30 protein-coding genes are annotated in these 25,198 nt (G+C 74.3%); 18 read left to right on the forward strand and 12 right to left on the reverse strand.

Going from position 1 to position 25,198, the window contains the following annotated elements:
• The first annotated feature begins 119 nt into the window (after positions 1-119).
• Positions 120-1,034, forward strand: a complete 915-nt coding sequence (locus STTU_RS29195) for a Gfo/Idh/MocA family protein (protein WP_043256666.1) — start codon at positions 120-122, stop codon at positions 1,032-1,034.
• Positions 1,035-1,316: 282 nt separating this feature from the next.
• On the opposite strand, the gene STTU_RS29200 is transcribed toward STTU_RS29195, so the two are convergent.
• The gene (locus STTU_RS29200) at positions 1,317-2,849 is read right to left on the reverse strand and encodes a DHA2 family efflux MFS transporter permease subunit (protein WP_202531790.1); all 1,533 of its coding nucleotides are present in this window, start codon (positions 2,847-2,849) and stop codon (positions 1,317-1,319) included.
• Positions 2,850-3,259: 410 nt separating this feature from the next.
• Between STTU_RS29200 and STTU_RS29205 the strand changes: the two genes are divergently transcribed.
• From STTU_RS29205 to STTU_RS29215, 3 genes are all read left to right on the forward strand, one after another.
• Positions 3,260-3,901 (forward strand): HAD family hydrolase, encoded by a 642-nt coding sequence (locus STTU_RS29205; protein WP_007829616.1) that lies wholly within the window; start codon positions 3,260-3,262, stop codon positions 3,899-3,901.
• A gap of 144 nt (positions 3,902-4,045) precedes the next feature.
• Complete coding sequence (locus STTU_RS29210; RefSeq protein WP_007829618.1) at positions 4,046-4,534, forward strand: hypothetical protein; 489 nt, start codon at positions 4,046-4,048, stop codon at positions 4,532-4,534.
• A complete protein-coding gene (locus STTU_RS29215) occupies positions 4,531-4,854 on the forward strand; it encodes a transcriptional regulator (RefSeq protein ID WP_009063171.1) in 324 nt (107 codons plus the stop codon). The genes STTU_RS29210 and STTU_RS29215 overlap by 4 nt, the downstream gene beginning before the upstream one ends.
• Before the next feature lie 63 nt (positions 4,855-4,917).
• Here the strand turns inward: STTU_RS29215 and STTU_RS29220 are convergent, their stop codons facing one another.
• The 3 genes from STTU_RS29220 to STTU_RS29230 form a co-directional block, all read right to left on the reverse strand.
• Positions 4,918-5,100 (reverse strand): hypothetical protein, encoded by a 183-nt coding sequence (locus STTU_RS29220; RefSeq protein WP_007829623.1) that lies wholly within the window; start codon positions 5,098-5,100, stop codon positions 4,918-4,920.
• A 247-nt stretch (positions 5,101-5,347) separates the two neighbouring features.
• A complete protein-coding gene (locus STTU_RS29225) occupies positions 5,348-6,220 on the reverse strand; it encodes an undecaprenyl-diphosphate phosphatase (RefSeq protein WP_007829625.1) in 873 nt (290 codons plus the stop codon).
• A 183-nt stretch (positions 6,221-6,403) separates the two neighbouring features.
• On the reverse strand, positions 6,404-7,147 hold the full coding sequence (locus STTU_RS29230) for a TVP38/TMEM64 family protein (protein ID WP_007829627.1): 744 nt from the start codon (positions 7,145-7,147) through the stop codon (positions 6,404-6,406).
• 139 nt (positions 7,148-7,286) lie between these two features.
• On the opposite strand from STTU_RS29230, the gene STTU_RS29235 reads away from it, so the two are divergent.
• Positions 7,287-8,135 (forward strand): spermidine synthase, encoded by an 849-nt coding sequence (locus STTU_RS29235; RefSeq protein ID WP_007829628.1) that lies wholly within the window; start codon positions 7,287-7,289, stop codon positions 8,133-8,135.
• Here STTU_RS29235 and STTU_RS29240 read toward each other — a convergent pair whose 3' ends face one another.
• Both STTU_RS29240 and STTU_RS29245 read right to left on the reverse strand, forming a co-directional pair.
• Complete coding sequence (locus tag STTU_RS29240) at positions 8,136-9,482, reverse strand: MFS transporter (RefSeq protein ID WP_007829629.1); 1,347 nt, start codon at positions 9,480-9,482, stop codon at positions 8,136-8,138.
• Between the two features lie 75 nt (positions 9,483-9,557).
• On the reverse strand, positions 9,558-10,799 hold the full coding sequence (locus STTU_RS29245; RefSeq protein WP_007829630.1) for a hypothetical protein: 1,242 nt from the start codon (positions 10,797-10,799) through the stop codon (positions 9,558-9,560).
• A 243-nt stretch (positions 10,800-11,042) separates the two neighbouring features.
• Between STTU_RS29245 and STTU_RS29250 the strand changes: the two genes are divergently transcribed.
• From STTU_RS29250 to STTU_RS29265, 4 genes are all read left to right on the forward strand, one after another.
• Complete coding sequence (locus STTU_RS29250) at positions 11,043-11,939, forward strand: DedA family protein (RefSeq protein ID WP_007829631.1); 897 nt, start codon at positions 11,043-11,045, stop codon at positions 11,937-11,939.
• Complete coding sequence (locus STTU_RS29255) at positions 11,936-12,460, forward strand: gamma carbonic anhydrase family protein (protein ID WP_009063158.1); 525 nt, start codon at positions 11,936-11,938, stop codon at positions 12,458-12,460. Before STTU_RS29250 ends, STTU_RS29255 begins: the two co-directional genes overlap by 4 nt.
• Positions 12,461-12,559: 99 nt before the next feature.
• Complete coding sequence (locus STTU_RS29260) at positions 12,560-13,348, forward strand: acyltransferase (protein ID WP_007829635.1); 789 nt, start codon at positions 12,560-12,562, stop codon at positions 13,346-13,348.
• A gap of 78 nt (positions 13,349-13,426) precedes the next feature.
• A complete protein-coding gene (locus tag STTU_RS29265; RefSeq protein WP_043256671.1) occupies positions 13,427-14,008 on the forward strand; it encodes a helix-turn-helix domain-containing protein in 582 nt (193 codons plus the stop codon).
• Positions 14,009-14,043: 35 nt separating this feature from the next.
• On the opposite strand, the gene STTU_RS29270 is transcribed toward STTU_RS29265, so the two are convergent.
• Complete coding sequence (locus STTU_RS29270) at positions 14,044-14,796, reverse strand: SDR family NAD(P)-dependent oxidoreductase (RefSeq protein ID WP_007829639.1); 753 nt, start codon at positions 14,794-14,796, stop codon at positions 14,044-14,046.
• A 110-nt stretch (positions 14,797-14,906) separates the two neighbouring features.
• On the opposite strand from STTU_RS29270, the gene STTU_RS29275 reads away from it, so the two are divergent.
• Both STTU_RS29275 and STTU_RS29280 read left to right on the forward strand, forming a co-directional pair.
• The gene (locus STTU_RS29275) at positions 14,907-15,551 is read left to right on the forward strand and encodes a TetR/AcrR family transcriptional regulator (RefSeq protein WP_007829641.1); all 645 of its coding nucleotides are present in this window, start codon (positions 14,907-14,909) and stop codon (positions 15,549-15,551) included.
• 10 nt (positions 15,552-15,561) lie between these two features.
• Positions 15,562-16,125, forward strand: coding sequence for a YbaK/EbsC family protein (locus STTU_RS29280; RefSeq protein WP_007829643.1), 564 nt, complete (start codon positions 15,562-15,564; stop codon positions 16,123-16,125).
• On the opposite strand, the gene STTU_RS29285 is transcribed toward STTU_RS29280, so the two are convergent.
• Complete coding sequence (locus STTU_RS29285) at positions 16,122-16,532, reverse strand: CoA-binding protein (RefSeq protein WP_043256674.1); 411 nt, start codon at positions 16,530-16,532, stop codon at positions 16,122-16,124. The two genes, STTU_RS29280 and STTU_RS29285, sit on opposite strands and share 4 nt — an antisense overlap.
• 88 nt (positions 16,533-16,620) lie before the next feature.
• Between STTU_RS29285 and STTU_RS29290 the strand changes: the two genes are divergently transcribed.
• Complete coding sequence (locus STTU_RS29290) at positions 16,621-17,250, forward strand: YigZ family protein (RefSeq protein ID WP_007829656.1); 630 nt, start codon at positions 16,621-16,623, stop codon at positions 17,248-17,250.
• Positions 17,251-17,302: 52 nt separating this feature from the next.
• Here STTU_RS29290 and STTU_RS29295 read toward each other — a convergent pair whose 3' ends face one another.
• Both STTU_RS29295 and STTU_RS29300 read right to left on the reverse strand, forming a co-directional pair.
• A complete protein-coding gene (locus tag STTU_RS29295) occupies positions 17,303-17,908 on the reverse strand; it encodes an HD domain-containing protein (protein WP_007829658.1) in 606 nt (201 codons plus the stop codon).
• A 155-nt stretch (positions 17,909-18,063) separates the two neighbouring features.
• Positions 18,064-18,624, reverse strand: a complete 561-nt coding sequence (locus STTU_RS29300) for an NAD(P)H-dependent oxidoreductase (protein ID WP_007829660.1) — start codon at positions 18,622-18,624, stop codon at positions 18,064-18,066.
• A 161-nt stretch (positions 18,625-18,785) separates the two neighbouring features.
• Between STTU_RS29300 and STTU_RS29305 the strand changes: the two genes are divergently transcribed.
• A complete protein-coding gene (locus STTU_RS29305; protein ID WP_199785050.1) occupies positions 18,786-19,415 on the forward strand; it encodes a TetR/AcrR family transcriptional regulator in 630 nt (209 codons plus the stop codon).
• A 247-nt stretch (positions 19,416-19,662) separates the two neighbouring features.
• On the opposite strand, the gene STTU_RS29310 is transcribed toward STTU_RS29305, so the two are convergent.
• Both STTU_RS29310 and STTU_RS29315 read right to left on the reverse strand, forming a co-directional pair.
• A complete protein-coding gene (locus STTU_RS29310) occupies positions 19,663-20,277 on the reverse strand; it encodes a DUF305 domain-containing protein (RefSeq protein WP_007829663.1) in 615 nt (204 codons plus the stop codon).
• Positions 20,278-20,398: 121 nt separating this feature from the next.
• Positions 20,399-20,800, reverse strand: coding sequence for a DUF6153 family protein (locus tag STTU_RS29315; RefSeq protein WP_007829665.1), 402 nt, complete (start codon positions 20,798-20,800; stop codon positions 20,399-20,401).
• A gap of 168 nt (positions 20,801-20,968) precedes the next feature.
• Here STTU_RS29315 and STTU_RS35985 point away from each other — a divergent pair, with 168 nt between their 5' ends.
• From STTU_RS35985 to STTU_RS29335, 5 genes are all read left to right on the forward strand, one after another.
• Complete coding sequence (locus STTU_RS35985) at positions 20,969-21,100, forward strand: hypothetical protein (protein WP_007829670.1); 132 nt, start codon at positions 20,969-20,971, stop codon at positions 21,098-21,100.
• Positions 21,101-21,429: 329 nt separating this feature from the next.
• The gene (locus STTU_RS29320; RefSeq protein ID WP_043256678.1) at positions 21,430-22,452 is read left to right on the forward strand and encodes an amino acid ABC transporter permease; all 1,023 of its coding nucleotides are present in this window, start codon (positions 21,430-21,432) and stop codon (positions 22,450-22,452) included.
• Entirely contained in the window at positions 22,449-23,264 is an 816-nt protein-coding gene (locus STTU_RS29325) for an amino acid ABC transporter ATP-binding protein (protein WP_043256680.1), read from the forward strand. Before STTU_RS29320 ends, STTU_RS29325 begins: the two co-directional genes overlap by 4 nt.
• A gap of 92 nt (positions 23,265-23,356) precedes the next feature.
• Entirely contained in the window at positions 23,357-24,379 is a 1,023-nt protein-coding gene (locus tag STTU_RS29330; protein WP_043257838.1) for a transporter substrate-binding domain-containing protein, read from the forward strand.
• 52 nt (positions 24,380-24,431) lie between these two features.
• The gene (locus STTU_RS29335; protein ID WP_007829675.1) at positions 24,432-25,154 is read left to right on the forward strand and encodes a GNAT family N-acetyltransferase; all 723 of its coding nucleotides are present in this window, start codon (positions 24,432-24,434) and stop codon (positions 25,152-25,154) included.
• The last annotated feature ends 44 nt before the right edge of the window (positions 25,155-25,198 follow it).

Consider the following 25,198-nt stretch of genomic DNA (forward strand, 5'->3'; position numbering starts at 1 on the left):
GCACGGGCGTGGCATGGCCACGCCCGCCCGCGCGCACCGTCCCCCGCCCGCTTATGCTGCGAGCGCGCCCGGAGCGGCGGGCATCCGGCCCGCGCGGGCGGTGGCGGAAGGGCGGTGCCGTGAAGATCGCGTGCGTGGGGCTCGGGGACATAGCCGAGAAGGCGTACCTGCCGGTGCTGGGGACCCGGGCGGACACGGAACTGCACCTGTGCACGCGGAACCCGGCGACCCTCGACCGGCTCGGCGCCCAGTACCACGTATCGCGCGAGCGCCTGCACACCGACCTGGAAGGCGTGCTCGCCGCGCGCCCCGACGCGGTGCTCGTGCACGCGGCGACGCCGGCGCACCCGGAGCTGGTGACCCGGCTCGTGGAGGCGGGGGTGCCCACGTACGTCGACAAGCCGCTCGCGTACGAGCTGAAGGAGTCGCGGCGCGTCGTGGACCTCGCCGAGGAGCGCGGTGTCCCGCTCATGGTCGGCTTCAACCGCCGTCACGCGCCCGGCTACGCCCAGTGCCTGGAGCACCCGCGCGACCTGATCGTGCTCCAGAAGAACCGGCACGGCCTTCCCGAGCGCGCCCGCACCTTCGTCCTCGACGACTTCGTCCACGTCGTCGACACGCTCCGCTTCCTCGTCCCCGGCACTCCCGACGAGGTGCGCGTGCACGCCCGCGCGAGCGAGGACGGCCTCCTCGCGCACGTCGTGCTCCAGCTCGCCGGTCCTGGCTTCACCGCGCTCGGGATCATGAACCGCGTGAGCGGTTCGACGGAGGAGGTCCTGGAGGTCTCGGGGCAGGACAGCAAGCGCGTCGTGCGCGACCTCGCGGAGATCACCGACCACCGGGGCCAGCCGACCGTCCGCCGCCGGGGCGACTGGACGCCGGTCGCCCGCCAGCGGGGCATCGAGCAGTGCGTGGAAGCCTTCCTCGACGCGGTCGCGAGCGGCGCCCCGCTCAGCGCGCGCGACGCCCTGGAGACCCACGAGTTGTGCGAGCGGGTCGTGCTGGCGGCGGAGGAGGCGGGGGCACGGGGCTGAGGGCGGCACGGGCGGGGGGCTCGCGAACGGGGGCTCGCGTCCCGCGTACGTCCTCGCGTCCCGCGTGCGCACCCCGCCGGGGCCCCGTCGGCCGGGCCCTACGCCGAAAGGCCCGGACACCCCCGCGGCGTGATGCCGCTTCGGGTGCCCGGACCAGGCCGCCGGTTGGGCCTCCGTCCCCACGTGGCTTCCGGCGTGGTCCCCGGGCAGGCCCGCTCATGCGCGCCCGGGGAGTGGGTGGCCCGGTGCCGGAGGGGGTCGCCTCCGGCACCGGGAGGGGTGTCACATGTGCACCGTCGGCGCGCTCTCGCCGTCGCCGGTGCTCAGGTCGGGGCGACCGCTGCGGTACATGAGCGCCGCGATGATCGCGCCCGCGGCGAAGAAGCCGGCCGACCACCAGTACGCGGTCGAGTAGCTCTCCAGTTGGGCCTGGGCGAGGACGCCGGGGCTCGGCTTCCTGCCTTCGAGGTAGCTGGTCGCGGCGCTCGCGGCCAGCGTGTTGAGCAGCGCGGTGCCGATGGCGCCGCCGACCTGCTGCATCGTGTTGACCGCGGCCGAACCCGCGCCCGCGTCCTTCACCGCGATGCGGCTCGTGGCGAGGCTCATCGCGGGCGGCATGACGAGGCCGAGGCCGAGACCCATGAGGATCAGCGGGGGCAGCACGTTGGCCGCGTAGGTGCTGCTGAGGTCGAGGCCGGTCATCCAGACGAGACCGCCGGAGGCCATCAGCAGGCCGACCGGGACGATCGGCCGGGGCCCGACCCGGGGCAGCAGCAGGTTGGTGGAGAGCTGGGCCGTCACCATCAGGGCGCCGATCATCGGCAGGAAGGCGAGACCGGTCTTGACCGGCGTGAAGCCCAGCGAAGCCTGCAGGTAGTACGTCAGGAAGAGGAAGACGCCGAACATGCCCATGCTGGAGATCGCGACCAGGATGAACGAGGCGCCGCGGTCGCGGTCCGCGAGGACGCGCAGCGGGAGCAGCGGGTGCGAGCTGCGGGTCTGCCACCAGGCGAAGACGGCGAGCACGACGGCCGCGCCGGAGAGGAAGCCCCACGTCATCGGCGAGGACCAGTCGTGGGTCTCCGCGTTCGAGAAGCCGTAGACGAGGCCGAAGAGCCCGGCCGAGGCGAGGAGCGTGCCCGGCAGGTCGAGCTTGGGCCGGTCCTTCACGGTGCTGCGGCTGAGGAAGACCAGACCGCCGATCAGCGCGAACACCGCGATGATCAGGTTGACGTAGAGGGTCCAGCGCCAGCTGAGGTGCTCGGTGAGCACCCCGCCGAGGAGCAGGCCGATGCCGCCGCCCGCACCCGCGATGGCGCCGTAGATGCCGAAGGCGCGGGCGCGCTCCTTGGCGTCGGTGAAGGTCGTGTTGAGCAGCGCGAGCGCGGCCGGGGCCAGGAGCGCCCCGAAGACGCCCTGGAGGACGCGGCCCGTGACGAGGACCTCGAAGTTCTGCGCGGCGCCGGCGAGCGCGGAGGCACCCGCGAAGCCGACGACGCCGGTGAGGAAGACGGTCTTGCGGCCGAGGAGGTCGGCGAGCCTGCCGCCGAGCAGCAGGAGGCTGCCGAAGGAGAGGGCGTAGGCCGTCACGACCCACTGCCTGTTGCCGTCGCTGAACTCCAGCGCCTTCTGCGCCGAGGGCAGGGCGATGTTGACGATGGTCGCGTCCAGGACGACCATCAGCTGGGCCAGGGCGATGACACCCAGTACCCACCAACGGTGGTTCGCGGACTTCTCGCGGGTGGCCGCCGATGTGCCGGTGGGAGCCGGCGACCGGTCCACCGGCTGACCGAGGGTCTGTGTGGATTCACTCATGGACTGGTGCTCCAGGGCGCGTCGGGAAACGCTGACGGGACGGTGGGTGCGCCGGTGGGGCGGCGCGGGACTGCGGGGCCCGTGAGCGGGCCACCTGGAAACGAAACCGTTTCGTACACAACCGTAAGGGCTCCGTCGAGCCGCTTCCAACAGCTTGCCTCGCGTGCATTGAGATGCGCGTCACCCGCATTGACGTGGAATATCGGGAATACGCAGCTCAACGGGGCCGGGAGGGGTGTCGAGGGCTTCGCGTGGTGAACGAAACTGTTTCGTTTTTTTACCTTCTCTTGGGGGAATGGGCGCGTCGCCCGGCCCGTCCCCGGCCCGCCCACGCACCCGGCCGTACGGCGTGTCACCGGCGGGCGGCGCGCTTGGGCCGTGCGCCGCGCCGATGCTCGTACGCTGCGCGGATGAACGAGACGATCGTGTTCGACATCGGCGAGACCCTGGTCAAGGACGACCGGTACTGGGCGGGCTGGGCCGACTGGCTGGGCGTGCCCAGGCACACGGTCTCCGCGCTCGTCGGCGCCGCGGTGGCGGCCGGGGGCGACCACGACGACGCGCTGCGGCTGCTGCGCCCCGGCATCGACGTCGCCGGGGCCCGGCAGGCGCGCGACGTCGTGGGCAGGGGCGAGTACCTCGACGAGAGCGACCTCTACCCCGACGTGCGCCCGGCTCTCGCCGCGCTGCGCGAGCGCGGCCACCGTGTCCTCGTCGTCGGCAACCAGACCGCTCGCGCGGGCCAGCTCCTGCGCGACTTGGATCTCCCCGTGGACCTCCTCGCCACCTCCGAGGAGTGGGGACTCGCCAAGCCCTCGCCGGACTTCTTCGCGCGCGTGCTGAAGGAGGCGGGCACGGAGCCCGCCGAGACGGTCTACGTGGGCGACCACCCCGCGCACGACGTCTTCCCCGCCAAGGCGGCGGGCCTCCGCGTCGCCCACCTGCGCCGCGGGCCCTGGGGGCACTGGTGGGCGGAGGACGCCACGGTGCGGGCGGCGGTGGACTGGAGCGTCGACTCGCTGACCCGCCTGGAGGCGGCGCTGCGCGCGTGACGCCCCCCGCCCCGGCCGTCACGCTTTCCGCACCGCTTGCCCGTCACAGCGGGACAACTCCCTTACGCCGAAATGCTTTTGGCACACAAAAGTATGTGCCAGCCTGGAGAGACGGGCAGCACACGACGACCAGGGGGAGACGCGGTGCCGAACGGACCGGAGCCGGGGACGACGACGTACGCGGAGCGGACGCTCCGTCTCGCCGGGCGGACGGGGAGTGCGGCGCCGCAGCCGTTGCCGCAGCCGTGGCCGCGCTGGTTCGCCCCCGCGCGCGGAGTGCTCGGCGCGGCGGTCTTCGCGCTCGGTGGCGCCCCCTGGCCCGCGCGCGCCGGTGACCTCACGGGCGCGCTCCTGTGCGTCCTCGCCGCCGCGTTCGTGGTCGTCCACTACGTCGCGGTACGCCGCTCGCGCGTCCTCGCGTGGCCGGGGGACGGCGGCAGCACGTGGGAGCGCCTGACGCCGACGCTCGTGCAGGCGGCGCTGTACGGGGCGGGCTGGCTCCTCGCGCCGCCCTTGGGCAGGACCGCGGGGGCCCTCGCCTCCGGCGCCCTGCTCGGCGCGACGCTGTGGACGCAGACGGCCCTGCACGACGCGCGGGCGCGCGCGGCACGGCGCGCGGCGGACGCCGGATGACGACGCCGGACGGGCTCGACCCGCACCTCCAGCACCCGACCCGGCTCACCGTCGCGGCCTTCCTCTCCGGCTGCGCCGAGGCGGAGTTCGGTGCGGTACGGGACTACGCGGGGCTCTCGGACGCGAGCGTGAGCCGCATCGCGACGGCGCTCGCGGAGGCCGGGTACGTACGGGTGCGCAAGGGGTACGCGGGACGCAGGCCGCGGACGTGGCTCTCGCTCACCGCCGAGGGGCGGCGGGCGCTCGCGGCGCACCTGGAGGGGCTGCGCGCGCTGGCGTACAGCGCGCGGCGGGCGGGAGCGGTGCGCGGGAAGGCGTGAGCGCCGCGGGAGAGGGGGGTCGCGGGGCCGGGCGAGGGGGTGGACGGCGGACCGGGCCCCGCTTCAGGCCGCCGGGACGACCTCGCGCCGTACCGCCGCGGCCCACTCGGTGATGAGCCGCTCGTACTCGACGCGCTGTTCCGCCGTGAGATGGCCGCCCGCGCGCAGCCACAGGCTGCGGATCTCCTCGTTGACGGCGGCGGCGGAACGGGCGGGCTGAGCGGGAGTGAGTGGATTGGCGGACATGTGTCCCAGCCTAGGGGGTGAAGGTGACGGACCGCTGCCTCGTCGGCACCGTTCGTGGCCTCGGAGCGCGGTGTGTGCGACCCTCCTGACCTGCTTGATCACCCCTCAAACGCCCCTTTGTGGGCGGCTTTTGTGATCTCGGCCTCATTTCACCGCCCGTGTCCTCACCGCTCAGCCGCGCACCCCCGCTGACCTGCGCCGACGCGGCGCGTACCGCGTCGGCGCCCCTCGGCCCGTCCGGCGTGGCTCAGCCCGCCGACTCGCCCGCGTGCGGGCTCAGGGCCCCGCTCTGCACGAGACCGAAGAGCACGAGGCCGAGCGCGATGCGGTAGATCACGAAGGGGAGGAAGCTGCGGTGGCTGATGTAACGCATGAACCACGCGATGACCGCGTACCCGACGACGAACGCGATGACCGTGGCGAAGAGCGTCGGCCCCCACGACACGTGCCCCTCGCCCGCGTCCTTCAGCTCGAAGATCCCCGAGGCGAGCACGGCGGGGATCGCGAGCAGGAACGAGTACCGCGCCGCCGCGGCGCGCGTGTAGCCCATGAGCAGACCGCCGCTGATCGTCGCGCCCGAGCGGGAGACGCCGGGAACGAGGGCGAGCGCCTGGCAGCAGCCGTAGATGAGCCCGTCCCGTACCCCGAGGTCGTCGAGCGTCTTGCGCTGACCGCCCGCGCGGTGCCTGCCGCCGTTCTCGTCGCGCGCCGCGAGGAAGTCCGCGAAGCCGAGGACGAGCCCCATGACGACGAGCGTCGTCGCGATGAGCCGCAGATCGCGGAACGGGCCCTCGATCTGGTCCTGGAGCGTGATGCCGAGCACGCCGATCGGGATCGAGCCGACGATCACGAGCCAGCCCATCTTCGCGTCGTGGTCGGCGCGGGCCTCACGGCTGGTCAGGGACCTGAACCACGCGGTGATGATGCGCCCGATGTCCTTGCGGAAGTACAGGATCACCGCGCACTCCGTGCCGATCTGGGTGACCGCGGTGAACGCCGCTCCCGGGTCGTGCCAGCCCGCGAAGGCCGCGGAGAGCCGCAGGTGCGCGCTCGACGAGATCGGGAGGAACTCGGTCAGGCCCTGGACCAGACCGAGAATGAAGGATTCGAACCAAGACATGAACGCGCAGCCGTCCCACAGTTGTCAGGTACGGGACCGGAAGCGGCCCCGGCCGGAGGTGGTGGACCGCCGCCGCCGTAGGGCCCGGGGAGGGAGAGACGATCATGCGCCGGTCGCGGTGAGCGTAGGGCACGAGAGGGTACGGACAGGTGAACGCGAGCCGAAGCGTGGGCCAATGGGGTGTCAACGCCTGCCGCTCGCGCCGACGAGCTCGGGCGTCTCCTCGCCGGCCGCGTCGTCGCCCCCCATCCGGTGCCTGCGCCGCCAGCCGACACAGCCCCCGGCGAGCGCCGTCACCACGACGAAACCCACCGCCAGCAGGAAGACCGGTGAGCCCGGCGTTGCGGCCCGGCTGCCCGCGATGACGTACGCCGCCGTGTTCGGCACGACGCCGATCGCCGTGGCCAGCAGGAACGGCAGCCACCGGGTGCGGGCCACCGCGGCGCAGTAGTTGACGCCCCAGTAGGGGAGCCCGGGGAAGAGGCGCAGCGCGAGCGTCGTGCGGAAGCCGTGCTCGCTGAGCTGGCCGTCGGCCGCGCGCAGCCATCTCGTCCGCAGCAGCGGGCGCAGCGCGTCCTGGCCGAGGACGCGGCCGAGCCCGAAGGCCAGTCCCGCGCCGAGCACCGAACCGGCGACCGCGGCACCGAGCCCGAAGCCGCTCCCGAAGAGCGCTCCGGCGAGCAGGTTGAGCACGGGACGTGGCACGAAGGCCGCCGTGCAGACGCCGTAGGCCAGGGCGAAGGCGGCGACGGCGGCACCGCCCGTGAACTGGTGCGAGAGCGTGCCGGTGAGAAGGGCGCGGGGGTCGTGGCTCAGGAGGAGGGCGGCGCCCGTGCCGAGAAGGGCGAGGAGGAGAGCGAGGCGCGCCCACGGCGAGAACAGCAGCCGTACTCCGCGAGCGGGGCGGATTTCGACTTCGTCGAACATTTGGGGAGCGTAACCGAATGGGCGGGGTGAGTGGTCCCCCGGTGCCGGGCCCGGCCTCGCGGGGCTGTGCCCCGGGCCCCGCCCCTCAGGCGCCGGAGGGACTCATCACCACGGGCCCCGGGGGCGGCACAATGGCCCCGTGACCTCTCCCGAACCCCTTCCCGTCCGCCGTGCCGTCGACCACGGTGTCGCGCGGCTGCTGCCCGACGTGGACCGGGCGCGGGCCTGGTTGCTCACGGTGGACGAGGCCCCGCAGTCGTACGTCGATCTCGACGCCCCCACTCACCTGGAGTTCGAGTACACCCGGCGGATGGGGCACGCGCTCGACCTCGCCGCGGACGAGGGCGCGGCACTCGACGTCGTCCACCTCGGCGGGGGCGCGCTCACCCTGCCCCGGTACCTCGCCGCCACCCGGCCCGGGTCCCGGCAGGACGTCGTCGAGGCGGACCGGGGCCTCGCCGCGCTCGTCGACGAGGTGCTGCCCCCGGTGCCGGGGGCAGCCGTGCACGTCGAGGACGCGCGGGCGTGGCTGGAGCGGGCGGCGGCGGACCGGGCGGACGTGCTCGTCGCCGACGTCTTCGGCGGCTCCTCCGTCCCCGGGCACCTCACCACCACCGGGTACGCGCGCGAGGCCGCCCGCGTCCTGCGCCCCGGCGGCCTCTACCTCGCCAACCTCGCCGACTCCGCGCCCTTCGCCTTCCTCGGCGCCCAGCTCGCGACCCTCGGCACCGCCTTCGCCCACCTCGCGCTCCTCGCCGAGCCCGCCGTGCTGCGCGGGCGCCGCTTCGGCAACGTCGTCGTCCTCGCCTCCACGGCGCCGCTCCCGACCGGGGGACTCGCCCGCCGCTGCGCCCAGGACGCCTTCCCGGCCCGCCTCGTCGAGGAGCGCGACGCCATCGAGGCGCTACGGGGCTCCGCGCGCCCCGTGCGCGACGGCGAGAGCACCCCGTCCCCGCTCCCGCCGGGCGGCACCTTCCAGGTCGGCTGATCAGGCCCCGGGACGCTCGCCGCCCGGCGTCGTCACCGTCTCCGGCAGGCCCTCCTCCGGCGCCGGGAGCACCGGCACGGCCGCCGCCCCGGGCGCGCGGCGCAGGTTCCGGACCTCCGGTACGCACAGCACCGCGAGCGTCAGGAGCAGGATCAGCCCCGAGCAGCCCCACAGCGCCGCCGAGCGCCCCACCGCCGACTCCACGGGCCCGGCGATCGCGGTGGCGAGCGGCAGCATCGCGATCGAGCCGAGCCAGTCGTAGGAGGAGACGCGCGAGAACTTGTCCTCGGGGATCTCCTGGTGGAGCACCGTCATCCACGAGACGCCGAAGACCTCGACGCACGTCCCGCTCACGAACATCACCACGAAGAGCCCCACGGCCGACAGCGGCACGGCGAGCGCCGCCGAGGGCAGCGCGAGCGGCAGGACGCACAGCGTGCCCGCGAGCAGGGGCCGCGCGGGGCGCCACCGCGTCATGGCGAGCGCCCCCAGCAGCGTGCCCGCGCCGAACCCGGCGAGCGCCGTGCCCCAGGGCCCCGGGCCGCCGAGGTGCTCCTCGGCGACGAGCGGCCCGTACACCGCCTCGGCGGCCCCGACGACGGCGTTGACCACGGCGAACTGGAGCACGACCGACCACAGCCACGAGCGCCCGATCACCTCCTGCCAGCCCTCGCGCAGATCCCGCAGGAGCGAGACCTTGTCGCCCTCGCGCCGCGGGATCTTCTCGACGTCGAGCAGCGCGCGCAGCGCCCCCGCCGCCGCGAAGGCCGCCGCGTCGACCGCGAGGACCCAGCCGGGCCCGATGACGGCGACGAGCGCGCCGCCCAGCGCGGCACCGCCGATCCCCGCGCCGTGCATCGCGACGCGGTAGAAGGCGAAGGCGCGGCTGGCCTGCGGCCCCCGCACGGAGGCGAGGAGCATCCCCTCGGAGGCGGGCGAGAAGAAGGCGGTGCCCGTGCCGCCGAGCGCGGCGAGCAGCATCATCGACCACAGTTCGGCGTGCCCGGTGAGCACGAGGACGGCGAACAGCCCCTGCGAGACGCAGTTGAGGCTGTTCGCCGCGACCATCACGTGGTGCCGGGGCAGCCGGTCCGCGAGCGCGCCGCCCACGAGCAGGAAGACGACGAGCGGCAGCGTGCGCGCCGCGGCCACGAGCCCGACGTCCCCGCTGTCGCCGCCCGCGCCGAGCACGGCGAACGCGCTCGCGATGAGCGCGCCCTGGCTCCCGAGATTGCTCACGACGGCCGCGGCCGTCAGGAGCGTGTAGTTGCGTCCGGCCCACTCGGGCCGGCGCCCCGGGGAACGGGGCGTCCCCGGGGCCGGGGAGGTGGGGGGTGTAGTGCTCACGCGGAGACTATCCCCGCAGGTGGGACCCCCTGGCAATTCCTCCCGACGCCCCGCGGGATTCCGCCGCCCCCGCCCTCAGTCCATCTTCTTGGGCGCGGTCTTCGTCAGGCGGACCGTGCTCAGGATGCGCTGGACCAGCTCCTCGGGCACCTCCCCGGCGACGCCCTTGGGCCCGCTGAGGTCCCAGCTCACGTAGTCACCCGCGCCGTTCTTGAAGGCGAAGACGATCGCCTTCCCGTCGCTCGCGCACTTGTGCGTCTTGGGGTTGTTCTCCGACCAGGCCCGCGCCACGCTCCCGGTCAGCCCGGACTTCGTCGTGTACGGCTTCGCCTTCTCCTGCTTCATCGTCTTCTTGTCGGGATAGGTGAAGCCGCCGTACACCCACCACGGCACGCGCGTCTCGGCGGCCTCGTCGGTGCTCTTGGCGCCCTGCTCGCCCCGGGTGCCGACGAGGCCGAGGGACAGGTCCTGCTTCCCGTCCTTCTTGTCGACGTAGCTGCACCAGTCCGACTTGTAGTACGCGGGCCGGTTGACGGAGACGGAGCCGTAGCCGGTGGTCTCCTCCTTGTCCTCCCACTCGTAGCCGCGACTGGCGTCGGCCAGCTCGACCTCCCAGTCCGCCGGCACCTCGAAGACCGTCCCGAACTTCGGGTTGGCGACCACCTGCCAGCCGGGGATCGTCGGCTCCTCCCGGCCCGTGTTGCGCGAGGACGGGGTCGGCGTGGGGCTCGGCACGCGCGTGGAGGCGGTCGGGGACGGCGACTTCTTGCCGTCGTCGGCCACGGTCTTCTTGTCGTCCCTCTTGTCGACGACGTACGCGGCCGTGCCCCCGGCCGCCGCGAGGACGGCGACGGCGCAGACGACCGCGACGATCACGGTCGTCCGCTTGCTGTTCTTCCCGCCGCCACCGCCGCCGTCACCGGGCCCACCCGCGCCGACCGTGCCGTAGGGCGGCTGCTGCGGCGGGTACCCGTAGGCGGGCTGCTGGTACGGGCCCGGCTGCTGGTAGGGCCCGGGAGTCCCGTAGCCGCCCTGCTGTCCGTACGGGCCCGGCGGCGTGTTCGGCTGCTGTCCGTACGGGCCCTGCTGGGCGTACGGGCCGGGGACGGGCTGCCCGTAGCCACCGCCCGGGCCGGGCTGCGGTTGCCCGTACCCGCCCTCGGGGCCGGGTCGCGGCTGCCCGTACCCGCCGCTTCCCTGTCCCGGCTGCCCGGTCCGGTCCGGCTGTCCGGTCTGTCCCGCGTCCTGCTGCCACGGACCGTCCTGCGGTATCCGTGGATGGTGCTCGCCCCCTGGCGGCTTTTCGTCTGGCCACATGAGCGAGACCCTAGGCGGCGGCGCGTGATGCGCGCCACGGGGGAGGGCGCGGCGAGACCGGGTCGTGACACGCGGGCGGGGTCTTCGGCGGCCCTCCCGGCGGGAACACCCGGACGTCTTCTCACGTTTGTCTCATCCAGTAGGCTGCCCGCCGTGCGCACGCGCGCCGGCCGCGGCGCGAGCGGCGTGAAGTGTCCGCGTGATCCGCGCGAGTCGCGCGCGAAGTGTCTGGGAGGCAACAGGGTGCACGTCCAGGAGTGGCTGGAGACCGTCCCGCCCATCGCCGTGTACATCGTCGTCGCGGCGGTGATCGGCGTCGAGAGCCTCGGTATCCCGCTGCCCGGTGAGGTCGTGCTCGTCTCCTCCGCCGTGCTCGCCTCGCAGCACGGCCACATCAACCCGTACGTCCTCGGTGCCTGCGCCGTCGCGGGGGCCGTCGTCGGCGACTCGATCGGGTACGCGATCGGGCGCAAGGGCGGGCGCCCGCTCATCGCCAAGCTGGAACAGCGGTTCCCCAAGCACTTCAGCGCGCAGAACGTCGAGGCGGCCGAGAGCTCCTTCCACCGCTGGGGCATGTGGGCCGTCTTCTTCGGCCGCTTCATCGCCCTCCTGCGCATCTTCGCCGGCCCCATCGCGGGTGTCCTGCACATGCCGTACTGGAAGTTCCTCATCGCCAACCTGCTCGGCGGCATCGCCTGGGCGGGCGGCACCACCGCCGTGGTCTACACGCTGGGCAAGGTCGCCGAGGAGTGGCTGAGCCGCTTCTCCTGGCTCGCGCTCCTCGCCGCCCTCCTCGTCGGCGCCCTCTCGCTCCTCCTCATGAAGCGCCGCGCGGCCAAGCAGCGCGCGAGGGGCGAGGCGGCGGAGAAGATCCTCGGCGGAGCGGGCGGAGCGGAAGCCGGTACGAGGGTGACAGGGACCGCGACGGCCGCCAGCGCGCCCGCCGCCGCCGAGCCGGCCACCACGGCCGGGACGGCCACCACGGCCGGGACGGCCGCCGCGACCGTCGAGCCCGCCGCGACCGTCGAGTCCGCAGCGACCGCCGAACCCACCGCCCCGCCTGCCGCCGAGTCCGCCACCGCCGCGCCTGTCGCCCCGCCCGCCGCCGAGTCCGGGAAGACCCAGGAGACCCCCGCATGACCGACGCCCTCGTCTCCCCCGTGGGGGGCCGTTCCCCCGAGGTCGATCCCGCCGCCTTCACCGCGCCGACCTCCGTCGTCCTCGGTGCCGTCCGCCTGGAGGCGGAGGCGAGCGTCTGGTACCACACGGTGCTGCGCGGGGACGCGGACAGCATCTCGATCGGCCGGGGCAGCAACGTGCAGGACAACTGCACCGTCCACGCCGACCCCGGCTTCCCCGTCCGCGTCGGCAGCGGCGTCTCGGTCGGGCACAACGCCGTCCTGCACGGCTGCGTCGTCGAGGACGACGTCCTCGTCGGCATGGGCGCCACCGTCCTCAACGGGGCGCGGATCGGCGCCGGTTCCCTCGTCGCCGCGCAGGCCCTCGTCCCGCAGGGCATGGAGGTGCCGCCGGGCTCCCTCGTCGCGGGCGTCCCGGCCAAGGTGCGCCGTGAGCTGACCCCCGAGGAGCGCGAGGGCATCATGCTCAACGCCGCCGTGTACCGCGATCTCGCGAAGACCCACGCCGCCGAGGTCCGCTGAGCGGACCCGCACGCCGGGCGAAGCTTCGACTTGCGCGCCGGGACGAAGATCACAGAACCCGGCCGTTCCCCCGAGGCTACTCGTGAGTACGGTAAGTCCGTGCCGCGCAACCGCAAGCCTCTGCCCCCGCCCGCCCACTGGCCGCGCGCCCTCGCGCACCGCGCCGCGCAGACCGGCTGGCGCCTGCTGCGCGAGGCGGGCGCCGTCACCGCGCACGCGCACGGGCGGCTGCGCTTCGGCGCGATCGGCGAGGGCACCCGGCTCGCCTTCCCGCAGGGCACCATCTTCAACGAGCGCTGGATACGCCTCGGCGCGCACTGCATCATCGCCGAGCAGGTGACCCTCACCGCGGGGATGCTGCCGCTCGGACCCGGCGAGACGCTCGGCCCCGACCCCGTCCTGAGCCTCGGCGACGGCGTCGTCCTCGGCCGGGGCAGCCACGTCGTCGCCGACGCGCCCGTCACCATCGGCGACGAGGCGTTCCTCGGCCCGTACGTCTACGTCACCTCGACCAACCACAGCTACGACGACCCGCACCAGCCGGTCGGCAAGCAGTGGCCGCGCCGTGCGCCGGTCACGATCGGCGCGGGCTCCTGGATCGGCACGGGCGCCGTGATACTGCCCGGCGCGCACCTCGGCCGCAACGTCGTGGTCGCCGCCGGTTCCGTCGTACGGGGCACGGTGCCCGACCAAGCGGTCGTCGCGGGGGCGCCCGCACGCGTCGTACGCCGCTGGGACGAGGCCACGGGCTGGCAGCCGCCGCTGCGCACGCCCGCGCCCGTCCCCCTCCCGCGCGGGGCGAGCGCCGCCCAGCTCGCCGCCCTCGCCTCGCTCGACGCCGAGCAGCTCGCGGGCCTCGAGCGGCTCGCGGAACGGGAGCGGGACTGAGGGCCGCGCGCGCTCGCTACAGTGCGGTGTCCCGGCGCCGCCGTCCTCGCGGCCCCGCGGTGGAGGAGGTGGAGGCCGGTGGCGGATCTCGCGGCGCTGACCCGTACGCTCGCGCGCAACGTCAGGCACTGGCGCACCGAGCGCGGGCACACGCTCGACGCGCTCGCGGCGCGGGCCGGGGTGAGCCGGGGGATGATCGTCCAGATCGAGCAGGCCCGCACCAACCCGAGCCTCGGCACCGTCGTGAAGGTCGCCGACGCGCTCGGCGTCAGCATCCCCACGCTGCTCGACCAGGTCCCGGGGCCGCGCGTGCGGATCGTGCCCGAGGAGGACGCCGTGGTGCTGTGGCGCACCGGGGCGGGCAGCAGCGGCGTGCTCCGCGCGGGCACCGAGGCCCCCGGGCCGCTGGAGCTGTGGACGTGGCGGCTCGCGCCGGGCGAGGCGCACTCCTCCGAGGCACACCCCGCGGGCACCCGGGAGCTGCTGCACGTCACCGCCGGTGAACTCACCCTCGTCGTCGGCGAGGAGAGCCACCGCGTCCCCACGGGCAGCGGCGCCGTCTTCGCCGCCGACGCCCCGCACGCGTACCGCAACGAGGGCGCGACCGTCACCGAGGCGACGATGGCGGTCTCGGTCCCGTACGAGAAGCCGGGGGGCTGACCCGCCACTGCCCGGCGAATCCGGGATGCGGGCGGTCAGGCCGGGCCGAACACGAGCCCGTGGCGGTCCCTCTCCCGGTGCAGTTCCCACGCGGCGGCGGCGATGTCGTCGGGGTCGAGCGTGCCGAAGGCGTCGAGCAGTCCCGGCTGCGCGACGAGGGAGCGATGGATGTCGCCGCGCGCGATCACACCGCCGATGGTGAGCGCCGCGACGTGCACCCCCTTCTCCCCGAGGGTCTCGGCGAGCGTCAGTACGTACATGCGCGCGGCGGCCGAGGCGGGGGCGAGGGTGCCGAGCGCGGGGGTGGGGACGAGGCCGCTGCCGCCCACGCCGAAGAACAGCGTGCCGCGACCGCGCGCGACCATGTCCGGCACCAGCTCCCGCACGACCTGGGGGAGCGGTGCGAGCAGTGCGCGCACCGGGGCGAGCAGGGCCTCGGGGCCGGCGTCCGGGAGCGGCGCGATCGCCGGGCCCTCCGTCGAGGCGGGCCCGAACCAGGCGGCCCCCACCGGCCCTTGCGCGGCCCGGATCTCGGCGAGCACCCGGTGCAGGTCCTCGGGGTCGTTGACGTCGGCGGCGTACGTACGGGAGCCGATCCCGCGTTCCGCGAGGCGGGCGCGGTAGGAGGGGTGCCGTGCCGCCGAGCGGGAGACCAGGGCGAGGTCGTGGCCCTCGGCGCCGAAGCGCTCGGCCATCGACATGCCGAGCCCCGGCCCGACGCCGAGGACGGCCAGCAGCTCGCCGCCGCCCGTGACGCTCTCCGCGTCCTGTCCCGTGCCGTGATCCATGTGTTTGCTCCTCGCTGCCATCCGAGCAAGTTGAGGCAGACCTCAACTTGCATCGAAGGTAGCCATAACTTGAGGGGGGCGTCAACTTCGTGCCGCCTTAGGATGGCGCCATGCGCAAGGACGCCCGGCTGAACAGGGAGAAGCTGCTGGAAGCGGCGCGCGCGCTCTTCGCCGAGCGCGGGCTCGACGTGCCGCTGAGCGAGGTCGCGCGGCGGGCGGGGGTCAGCATCGGCACGCTCTACAACCGCTTCCCCGACCGGACGGCGCTCTCTCTCGCGGTCTACGCCGAGCACACCGAGGCGGTGGTGCGCTCGGCGGAGCGGGCCCTGGAGATGCCGGACGCCTGGGCCGGGTTCACGTACTTCCTCGAACGTCTCTGCCTGTTGCAGGCGGCGGACAAGGGCTTCAACGAGTACTGCGCGTCGGGCCTCGCCGAGCTGGTCCCGGGGGAGGAACTGCGCCGCGGCTACACGCTCATGGGCGAACTCGTCGCGGCGGCCCAGCGTGCGGGCGCTCTGCGCGCCGATTTCGTCACGGAGGACCTGGCCTTCGTGACCTGGTCCGTCGCGCGCACGATCGAGGCGACCGCCGGTGTGGCCCCCGAGGCGTGGCGGCGGCACCTGGCCCTCATGTGCGACGGACTGAGGCGGAGCGCGGCCACACCGCTTCCCGCTCCACCGCTGCGGCCCGAGCAGGCGGCGAGCATCGTCCACTGCGCGGCGGACCGGGGCGAAGCGCCCGGCGCTGTGGGATAACGTGCCGCCCATGCGCGCACCTCTGGGGAACTTCACCGACGTCCGTACCGCTCCCGAGGCCCTCGACGTCCTCGTCGAGCCCGTCGCCCGCGCGGTACGCCACTGGGCGGGACCCGTGCCCGCCGAAGAGGTGTACTGGGTCGACACCGACCCCGAGGTCGCGGACACCGCCGCCTTCGTCGCGCACTACGGGCGCGAACTCCTGGAGGCGTCCGCGAACTGCGTCATCGTCACGGGACGGCGCGGCGAGGCCCGCAGGCACGCCGCCTGCCTCGTGCTCTCGCACACGCGCGTCGACGTCAACGGCGTCGTGCGCAAGCAACTGGACGCGCGCAAGGCGTCGTTCGCCGCGACGGACTTCGCGACGAGCGAGTCGGGCATGGAGTACGGCGGCATCACGCCGGTCGGCCTCCCGGACGACTGGCCCCTCCTGATCGACGCCGCGGTCACCGACCTCCCCTACGTCCTCGTCGGCAGCGGCCGGCGCCGCGGCAAGCTCCTCGTCCCCGGCAAGGCGTTCGCGCAGCTCCCGGGGGCGGTCGTCGTGGAGGGGCTGGGCGTCGCGGTGGATTAGGCGTCGAGGCGGGGGATCTCGATGGCGGGGCAGCGGTCCATGACCATGGCCAGGCCCGCCTCCCGCGTCCGCGCGCAGGCCGCCTCGTCGATCACGCCGAGCTGGAACCACACCGCCTTCGCGCCTTTCGCGACGGCGGCGTCGGCCACCGCGCCCGCCTGCGCGCTGTTGACGAAGACGTCGACCACGTCCACCGGGAAGGGGACGTCCTCCAGGCTCGCGTAGCCCTGTTCGCCGTGGACGGTCTCCGCCTTGGGGTGGACGGGGACGACCCTCTTGCCGAACTGCTGGAGGACCCGGGCCACGCCGTACGCGGCGCGCGAGGTGTTGTTCGAGAGCCCGACCACGGCCCATGTGTCACCGGTCCCCGTCAGGATCTCCCGTACCGTCCCGTCGTCGCCGTACATCCGGCACCTCCCGCGCTCGCGAATGACTCCGTGAGCGGCAACACCCACCCGCCGCGAGCGATTCCCGCACGCCGCATACGCTGGGGCAATGCCTCAGGACGCGTACCTCACCCTGGCCCGGGAGGGCAGTCACGAGACCGAGATCAACCGGTCCCGGTTCCTGTGCACCCTCGCCCCGGTCGCCGACGAGGACGAGGCGCAGGCGTTCCTCGCGCGGGTGCGCGCCGCGCACGCCGACGCGAGCCACAACTGCTGGGCGTACGTGCTCGGCGCCGGCGCCTCCGTGCAGAAGGCGAGCGACGACGGGGAGCCGGGCGGCACTGCGGGCGTGCCCATGCTCCAGATGCTCACGCGGCGCGAGCTGCGCTACGTCGCGGCCGTCGTCACGCGCTACTACGGCGGGGTCAAGCTCGGCGCGGGCGGCCTCATCCGCGCGTACGGCGGGGTCGTCGGCGAGACGCTCGACCGCCTCGGCACCGTCACCCGCCGCCGCTACCGCCTCGCGACCGTCACCGTCGACCACCAGCGCGCCGGGAAGATCGAGAACGACCTGCGCTCGACGGGCCGTTCGGTGCGCGAGGTGCGGTACGGGGAGCGGGTCAGCATCGACCTCGGCATCCCCGGCACCGAACTGGACGCCTTCCGGGCGTGGCTCGCGGACGCGACGGCGGGCACGGCGGAACTGACGCTGGGCGGGGAGGCGTACGGGGAGGTGTGAGCGGGGGCTCCGGACGCCGCTCGCTCCCGGCCGGCGCTCCCGCCCGCCGTCCTCAGTCCCGTACCGGGTCGCCGAACTCCGCCGACAGGGCCGCCACGTCCGGCTCGCCGAACTGGGCGCGCAGCGAGGCGAAGTCCTCGTCCTTGCCGGGGCCGAAGCGGGTCACGAGGCGCGCGTAGCCGTCCGCCGTGTGGAAGCGACCGCCGCGCGACTTGGAGTGGAACTTGTCCGCGTACATCACGAGGCGCTCCTCGTCGGTGCGCGCCACGTAGTCGCCCGGGGGCAGCGGGAGGTGCTGGGTCTCGATGTCGGCGCGGGTGAGGCCGACGCCCGTGTGGCAGGAGCAGAAGCGGCACAGGCCCTCGGGCCAGCCCTCGGCGGCGAGCAGCCGGTGGCCGAGGAGGCCGTGGCGGATGTAGTGGCCCTGCCCCAGCTCGCCCTGCTCGGCGTCCTCGTCGAGGCGGTGGACGCCGATGTCGTGGAGCAGGCAGCCCGCCCGTACGAGATCCGCGTCCACGTCGGCGCCCGAGGCGGCGATGAGCCCCTCCGCGATCCGCCACACGATCCCGCAGTGCCGGCGCACGGTCGCGTACGCGTCGGGGGTCGCGGCATAGCGCTTGTGCAGGTCGTCGATCTGGTCCGGGGTGGGGAGACGCATGGGGTGAGCGTAGTCGCGCGGCGGGGGCTTCGCCCCGGCACCCCGATGCGGTGTCGGCCGGGTGTGGCGGCGAGCATCCCGTGCGTGCCGGACGGATGCACGGCTGCGCGCCCGGCTCCCGCCGTGTGCGGGGGCCGGGCGCGTGGGGGCCGGGGTCAGACGGCGGCCGGGGTGGCCTTCGCGGCGACCGAGGCGAGCGTCTTCACGAGGCCGTCGACGACCTCGGTGTCGTCGGCCGGGTGCAGCTCGGCGAAGCGGGTCACGGAGCCGGGGATGGACAGCTTGACGTCCTCCAGGACCACACCACCGGCGATGCCGGCGGCCTTGCGGGCGTCGTCCTGCGCCCACACGCCGCCGTACTGGCCGAACGCGGTGCCGACGACGGCGACGGGCTTGCCGCTGAGGGCACCGGCGCCGTACGGGCGGGACAGCCAGTCGATGGAGTTCTTGAGGACGGCCGGCATGGTGCCGTTGTACTCCGGCGAGAAGAGCAGGAAGGCGTCGGCGGACGCGGCGGCCTCGCGCAGCTTGGTGGCGGAGGCGGGGACCTGGCCCACCACGTCGACGTCCTCGTTGTAGAACGGGACCTCGGCGAGACCGTCGAAGACGATGACCTCGACGCCCTCGGGGGCGTGGCGCACGGCCGCCTCGGCGAGCTGACGGTTGTGGGAGCCGGCGCGGAGGCTTCCGACGAGGGCGAGGATGCGGACGGACATGGGGAACTCCTGAAAAGGGAGGTGGCACGTGGTATGACCACAGATATGTGGCACTGCCCCTCGGGGGAGGGGCCGCGACTAAGCGGACCGTGGTCCGTTGAAAGTTGTAACACTTATGCGGACCGGGGTCCACTTCTGGCCGCAAGCGTTACGGTGAGTTCATGACGCGCAACAATCGGCCCCCCGTGGAGAGCGGGAACGGGCTGCCGGTGCTGGCCCCCGCCCCCGGGCTGCGCGCCGATGCCGTACGCAACAAGGGGCTGCTCCTCGACGCCGCCTCCTCCCTCATGGACTCGTGCGGCGCCGAGCGCCTCACGATGGAGGCCGTCGCCTCCGCCGCCGGGGTCGGCAAGGGCACCGTCTTCCGCCGCTTCGGCAGCCGTGCGGGCCTCTTCGCCGCCCTCCTCGACCACCGCGAGTCCCGGCTCCAGGCCGCCTTCCTGAGCGGCCCGCCGCCGCTCGGGCCCGACGCCCCGCCACGCGAGCGGCTGCTCGCCTTCGGTCCCGCCCTCATCGCGCACGACCGGTCGTTCTACGACGTCGTGCGCGCCACCCGCGACGACCCCGAGCGCGCCTACGCGATCCCGGCGACCCGCCTGCGCGAGACCCACCTCGCGATGCTGCTGCGCGAGGCGGGCAGCACGGGGGACACGCTCCTCCAGGCGCACACCCTGCTCGCCTCGGTCGACGCGGTCCTCGTGCACCACCTGCTGACCGAGCGCGGGGTGAGCCGGGAGCGGATCGAGGCGGGGTGGCGGGACCTCGTGGAGCGCCTGCTGGACACCGGCTGAGACTCGGCGAGCGCCGCGACGCCGGGGGCCGGGTCGGTGAGTGCCGGGTCGGTGAGGGCCGCCGCCCCGGCGCCCGGAGGCGGGGGAGCGGCGGCCCCGGTGTCCCGAGGCGGGGAGCGGCGGAGCCCTGAGGTCGGGGGCGGCGGCCCCGAGCCCGACTCCGGCCCGCCGCCCGGCCTCACGCGCGCCCGCCGCTCGGCCTCACGTGAGCCCGCCGCTCTCCCTCACGCGAGCCCGCCGCTCTCCCTCACGTGAGCTCGCCGCTCAGCTTCCGCATCGTCGCGATCTCCGCGTTCTGCGTCGCCACGATCCGCCGCGCGAGCGCTTTCGCCGCGCTGTTCGCGCCCCGCTCGCTCTCGGTCCGCGCCATCGTCACGGCGCCCTCGTGATGGGCGGTCATGAGCCGCAGGAACGCCGCGTCGAAGGCCGCGCCCCGGGACTTCTCCAGGCCCTTCATGTCGGCCTCGCTCATCATCCCCGCCATGGTGTGCCCGCCGGAGTGGCGCATCGCGCCGGGCACCTGCTCGCCCCACGAGCCGAGCCACCCTTCGAGTGTCGCGATCTCCGGCCGCTGCGCCTTCGCGATCTCCGTAGCGAGGTTGCGCACGGCCGGGGCAGAGGCACGGCCCGCGGCGAGGTCCGTCATCTCCAGGGCCTGGCGGTGGTGCGGGATCATGTCGCGCGCGAAGGCGGAGTCGGCCGTGTTGTGGAGGGCCGGGTCCGCGTCCGCGCCGTGGTTTCGCGGTCCCGCGTGCCCGCTGCCCTCCGCCCCGCAGGCCGCGAGGGCGAGCGCGGCCGTCGCGGCGAGCGCGAGGGCGGTGAGACGTCGGGCGGCGTGGTGCGCGTGGTGTGCCTGGTGCATGGGGGTACGACTCCTTCCCGCACGCCGGGCATGGCCCATGGCGTGCGGTGTACGGGGTTCCTTCGGGTACGGGCGGGGGAGCGGCGAGCCACGTGAGGGTGTGCCGCCGCCTGAATCCGGCCTATATCCGCAGGAGTTGGAGTCGGGAGAGGTCCGGGGGCGCCCGGCAGGCCCCCTCGCCGGTCACGGCCCCCGCGGCCCCGCACGCGGGCGGAGCGGTGAGGAGCGGCGCGCTCCCCGGCGCGGGCGGTGTGTACGTGCCCGCCGTACCGGCCGCCGCGCAGGTGGCGTCGGCATGGGCGAGGTGCCCGCGGGATTCCTCGGGACAGGCGGCGGGGGAGCGGTGCGCTCCCTGGGCGAACGCGTGGTGTCCCGTCGCCCCGGAGGGGGACGGCCGCGTCGCGGCCGGGTGCGGCACGGCACCCGGGAGGCCGTGCATCGCGAGGAGCCCGAGCAGCACCGCGAGCAGCAGCACGGGAGGACCGTGGAGCGCGCGGCGGAGGGGACGGGACACGGCGGTCATCGTACGGGCTGTCCCGCCACCCGTCGGGAAGGCGCCGCGTGTCCCGCGAACCGGCGGCTCGCGGCGCGGAGTTGTCCACGATGCGGGGCCCCGTTGACAGTCCCGTGCCGGGCTGCCTACCTTACGCCGCAGACGACAACGACGAGCGAGGGAAGAAGGTGATCGGCGATGCCGGCTCAGTCCGCCGTCTCCCGGCACCGCGGTCGCCTCGCGCCCTTCCTCAATCGTCCCGTCGACCTGCTGCGCGTCAACAGCGCCCTGTGTCCGTGTCTCCCGCGCCCCGCGCGCTTCTCCGGCTGAGCCCGCGCCCGCGCTGCTGACCGGCCCCCGCGACCGACCGGCCGCCCTCCGGCCGCACCGGTCGCGTCCCGCCCGGACCACCAGTGCCCGGACCGCTCGCGCGGTCACGGGGCCGACCGGCCCGAACGCCGCTCCGCCCCGTACCGCCCGAGGCGCCCGCGTACCGCCTCAGCACCCCGCGCCATCCCGGTACCCCCGCCCCGCGCCCGCGCGGCGGGCCGTCGCCGGGTCCCGCCCTCCTCCCCGCACACCGGCCGCGCGCCGGTGGCGCTGCCCTCGCGCGCGTCCGCCCCCCGGCACGCGTCGCTGCCCTCCCGCAGGAGCCTCCTATGAGCGAACCGCCCGGGTCCGCCGTCACCCCGGTCCGCCCACCCGAGCCCGTACCGCTGACACGGGATCAACCACCCACGAGCGCGGAGGAGCCGGGGCCCACCGGGCCGCCCCTCGCCGAGCGTGTCCTCCCGCTGCGCCACCCCTGGCGCTGGCTCGCGACCGCCCTCGTCCTCGTGCTCGCCGCGCAGGTGGTCCACGGGCTCGTCACGAACCCCTTCTACCAGTGGGACCGCTTCGCCTACTGGTTCCTGCGGCCCACGATCCTCGACGGGCTCCTCATCACCCTGGAGGTGACGGCGCTCTCCGCCGTGCTCGGCCTGCTCGGCGGAGTGGTGCTCGCCCTCGGCAGGCTCTCGCGCAGCCCCGTCCTGCGGGCGGTGAGCTGGACGTACATCTGGCTGCTGCGCTCCACACCGCTCATCGTGCTGCTGCTCTTCCTCTACAACTTCAGCGCGCTCTACCAGACCCTGAGCCTCGGAGTGCCCTTCGGCCCCGCCTTCTTCACCTTCGACGAGAGCCGCCTCGCCACGGACATGGCGATCGCCGTCATCGGACTGAGCCTCAACGAGGCCGCCTACGCCGCCGAAGTGGTGCGCGCCGGGCTGCTCTCCGTCGACCAGGGCCAGCACGAGGCCGCCGCGGCGCTCGGCCTGCCGCGCCGCTTCCAGTTCCTGCGCATCGTCCTCCCGCAGGCCCTGCGCGCCATCGTGCCCGGCTACGTCAACCAGCTCATCGGCCTGGTCAAGAGCACCTCGCTCGTCTTCTACGTCTCGCTGCTCGACCTCTTCGGCTCCGTGCAGAGCCTCGGTTCCACCTACCCGGGCGACATCGTGCCGCTCCTGCTCGTCGCGACCGTCTGGTACGTGCTCCTGACGAGCCTCGTCTCGATCGCGCAGTTCTACGTGGAACGCCGCTCCTCGCGCGGCGCCCTGCGCACCCTGCCGCCGACCCCGCTCCAGAAACTGCGCGCGTCCGTCCGCGACCTGCGCGCCCGCGCCCGCAAGGAGGCCGCGCTGTGAGCACCACCGCGACGACGCCCGCCGAGAGCGCGGCCGAGCCCGCGCCGCGGGTCCCGCCCGCCGTCGAGATCCACGAGGTGCAGAAGTGGTACGGGGCGCAGCAGGTCCTCAAGGGCGTGAGCCTGACCGTGCGCCGGAGCGAGGTCACCGTCGTCCTCGGCCCCTCGGGCTCCGGCAAGTCGACGCTCCTGCGCGTCGTCAACCACCTGGAGAAGCCCGAGGCCGGGCACGTCCGGCTCGCCGGTGAACTCATCGGCGTGCGGCGGCACAAGGGACGGCTCAAGGAGCTGAGCGAACGCGCGATCCTCGCCCAGCGCGGCCGGATCGGCTTCGTCTTCCAGAACTTCAACCTCTTCCCGCACCTCACCGTGCTCGACAACGTCGCCGCCGCACCGGTCGCGACCGGGCGACTCGGCAAGGAGGAGGCGAAGGAGGTCGCCCGCGGTCTCCTCGCCCGCGTCGGGCTCGGCGATCGCGCGGGCGCCTACCCGCGCCAGCTCTCCGGCGGCCAGCAGCAGCGCGTCGCCATCGCCCGCGCCCTCGCGCTCCGCCCCGAAGTCGTGCTCTTCGACGAGCCCACCTCCGCGCTCGACCCCGAACTCGTCGGCGAAGTCCTCGACGTCATCCGCGACCTGGCCACGAGCGGCACCACGCTCGTCGTCGTCACCCACGAGATCGGCTTCGCCCGCGAGGTCGCCGACCACGTCGTCTTCCTCGACGAGGGCCGCGTCGTCGAACAGGGCCCGCCCGCCCAGGTCCTGGACCACCCGTCCCACCCGCGCACGCGCGACTTCCTCCGCAGGGTGCTGTGACGGAACGCCGCGCCCGCCCCGAGGGCCGCGCACCCGTCGTCCGCCCACCCGCCCCCGTACCCACCACCCTCACCGACAAGGACCCCGCCGCCATGCCCACGCCCCGCAGCCGCCACCGCCGCACCGCCTTGCTGGCCGCCCTCGCCCTCGTCCCGCTCGCCGCCGCGCTCACCGCCTGCGGCGACGACGCCGAGCCCGCCGCGGCCGTGGCCGGGACGGCGAAGGGCGAGGTCGCCATCGGCGGGCTCTCCAACGGCGCGGCGAAGCCCACGACGCTCAAGGCGCCCGTGGTCGACGCGCTGCGCGCCCAGCTCCCCAAGGAGATCAAGGACAAGGGGGAACTCGTCATCGGTGTCGGTGTGCTGCCCGCGGGCTCGCCGCCGCTCAACTTCATCGGCAGCGACCAGAAGACCGTCACGGGCTCCGAGTCCGACCTCGGCCGCCTCGTCGCGGCGACCCTCGGCCTCAAGCCGGTGATCCGCAAGTCGACGTGGGAGAACATGTTCCTCGGCATCGACAGCGGGAAGGTCGACGCCGCCTTCTCGAACGTCACGGACACCGAGGAGCGCAAGCGCAAGTACGAGTTCGCCTCCTACCGGCAGGACAACCTCGCCTTCGAGACGGACAAGTCCCAGAGCTGGACCTTCACCGGCGACTACAAGGTGCTCGCGGGCAAGACCGTCGCCGTCAGCTCCGGGACCAACCAGGAGCGCATCCTCCTCAACTGGCAGCGGCAGCTCAAGAAGCAGGGCAAGAAGCTCGACGTCAAGCACTACCCGGACCTCAACAGCACCTACCTCGCGCTCAGCGGCAAGAAGATCGACGCCTACCTCGGCCCCAACCCGGCCATCGCCTACCACACCCGCACCACCGAGGGCACCCCGCGCGCGACCCGCAGCGCCGGCACCTACTCGGGCGCGGGCTCCGCACTCCAGGGCCTCATCGCCGCCACGTCGAAGAAGGGCAGCGGCCTCGCGAAGCCGTTCGCCGGGGCGATCAACCACCTCATCGACAACGGCGAGTACGCGAAGTGGCTCGCCACCTGGAACCTCTCCGACGAGGCCGTCGAGCGCAGCGAGATCAACCCGCCGGGGCTCCCCCTCAGCGACTCCTGATGTCCTGGACCCGTACGAAGCACCCCACACCTCACAGGAGCAGAACCGCACCATGGCCACCAGCGTCCAGCCGGCCCCTTCCCCCGTCCCCGCGAGCCCCCATCTCCTCGACAACCCCGCCTGGGCGGCGCTCACCGGGCCCCACGCCGTCTTCGCCGAGCGCCTCGGCGGCGCCGCCCGCTACCCCGCCGACGTCGCCGCCTTCACGGCGCTGACCGACCCCGAGGACCCCGCCGCGTGGGCGGACCTCGCGAAACTCCTCGGCCCCGGCACGGTCGCCCTCGTCAACGGCGCGCCCGGCGCGCCGGGCGACTGGGAGGTCCTGGAGCACGGCCAGGGCGTCCAGCTCGTCGCCACCTCGCTGCGCTCCGAGCCCGCTCCCGAGGCCGTCCGGCTCGGCACGGACGACACCGAGGAGATCCTCGACCTCGTCGCCCGGACCAAACCAGGGCCCTTCAAGGAGCGGACCGTGACGCTCGGCACCTACCTCGGCATCCGCGAGGAGGGCCGTCTCGTCGCCCTCGCGGGCGAGCGGCTGCACCCGCCCGGGTGGACCGAGATCAGCGCCGTGTGCACCGACCCCGGCTTCCGGGGCCGGGGCCTCGCGACGCGGCTCGTACGGGCCGTCGCGCACGGCATCCGCGAGCGCGGCGAGACCCCGTTCCTGCACGCGGCGGCGAGCAACACGAACGCCATCCGGCTGTACGAGTCGATCGGCTTCACGCTGCGCAGGCGCACGACGTTCCTCGCGGTACGGACGCCCGCGGCGGCCTGAGCGCGTGGGGGCGACCGGGCCGGCCGCCCCCGCGGGGCGCCCCG

This window comes from Streptomyces sp. Tu6071 (genome assembly GCF_000213055.1).
Taxonomy (GTDB): Bacteria; Actinomycetota; Actinomycetes; order Streptomycetales; family Streptomycetaceae; genus Streptomyces; species Streptomyces evansiae.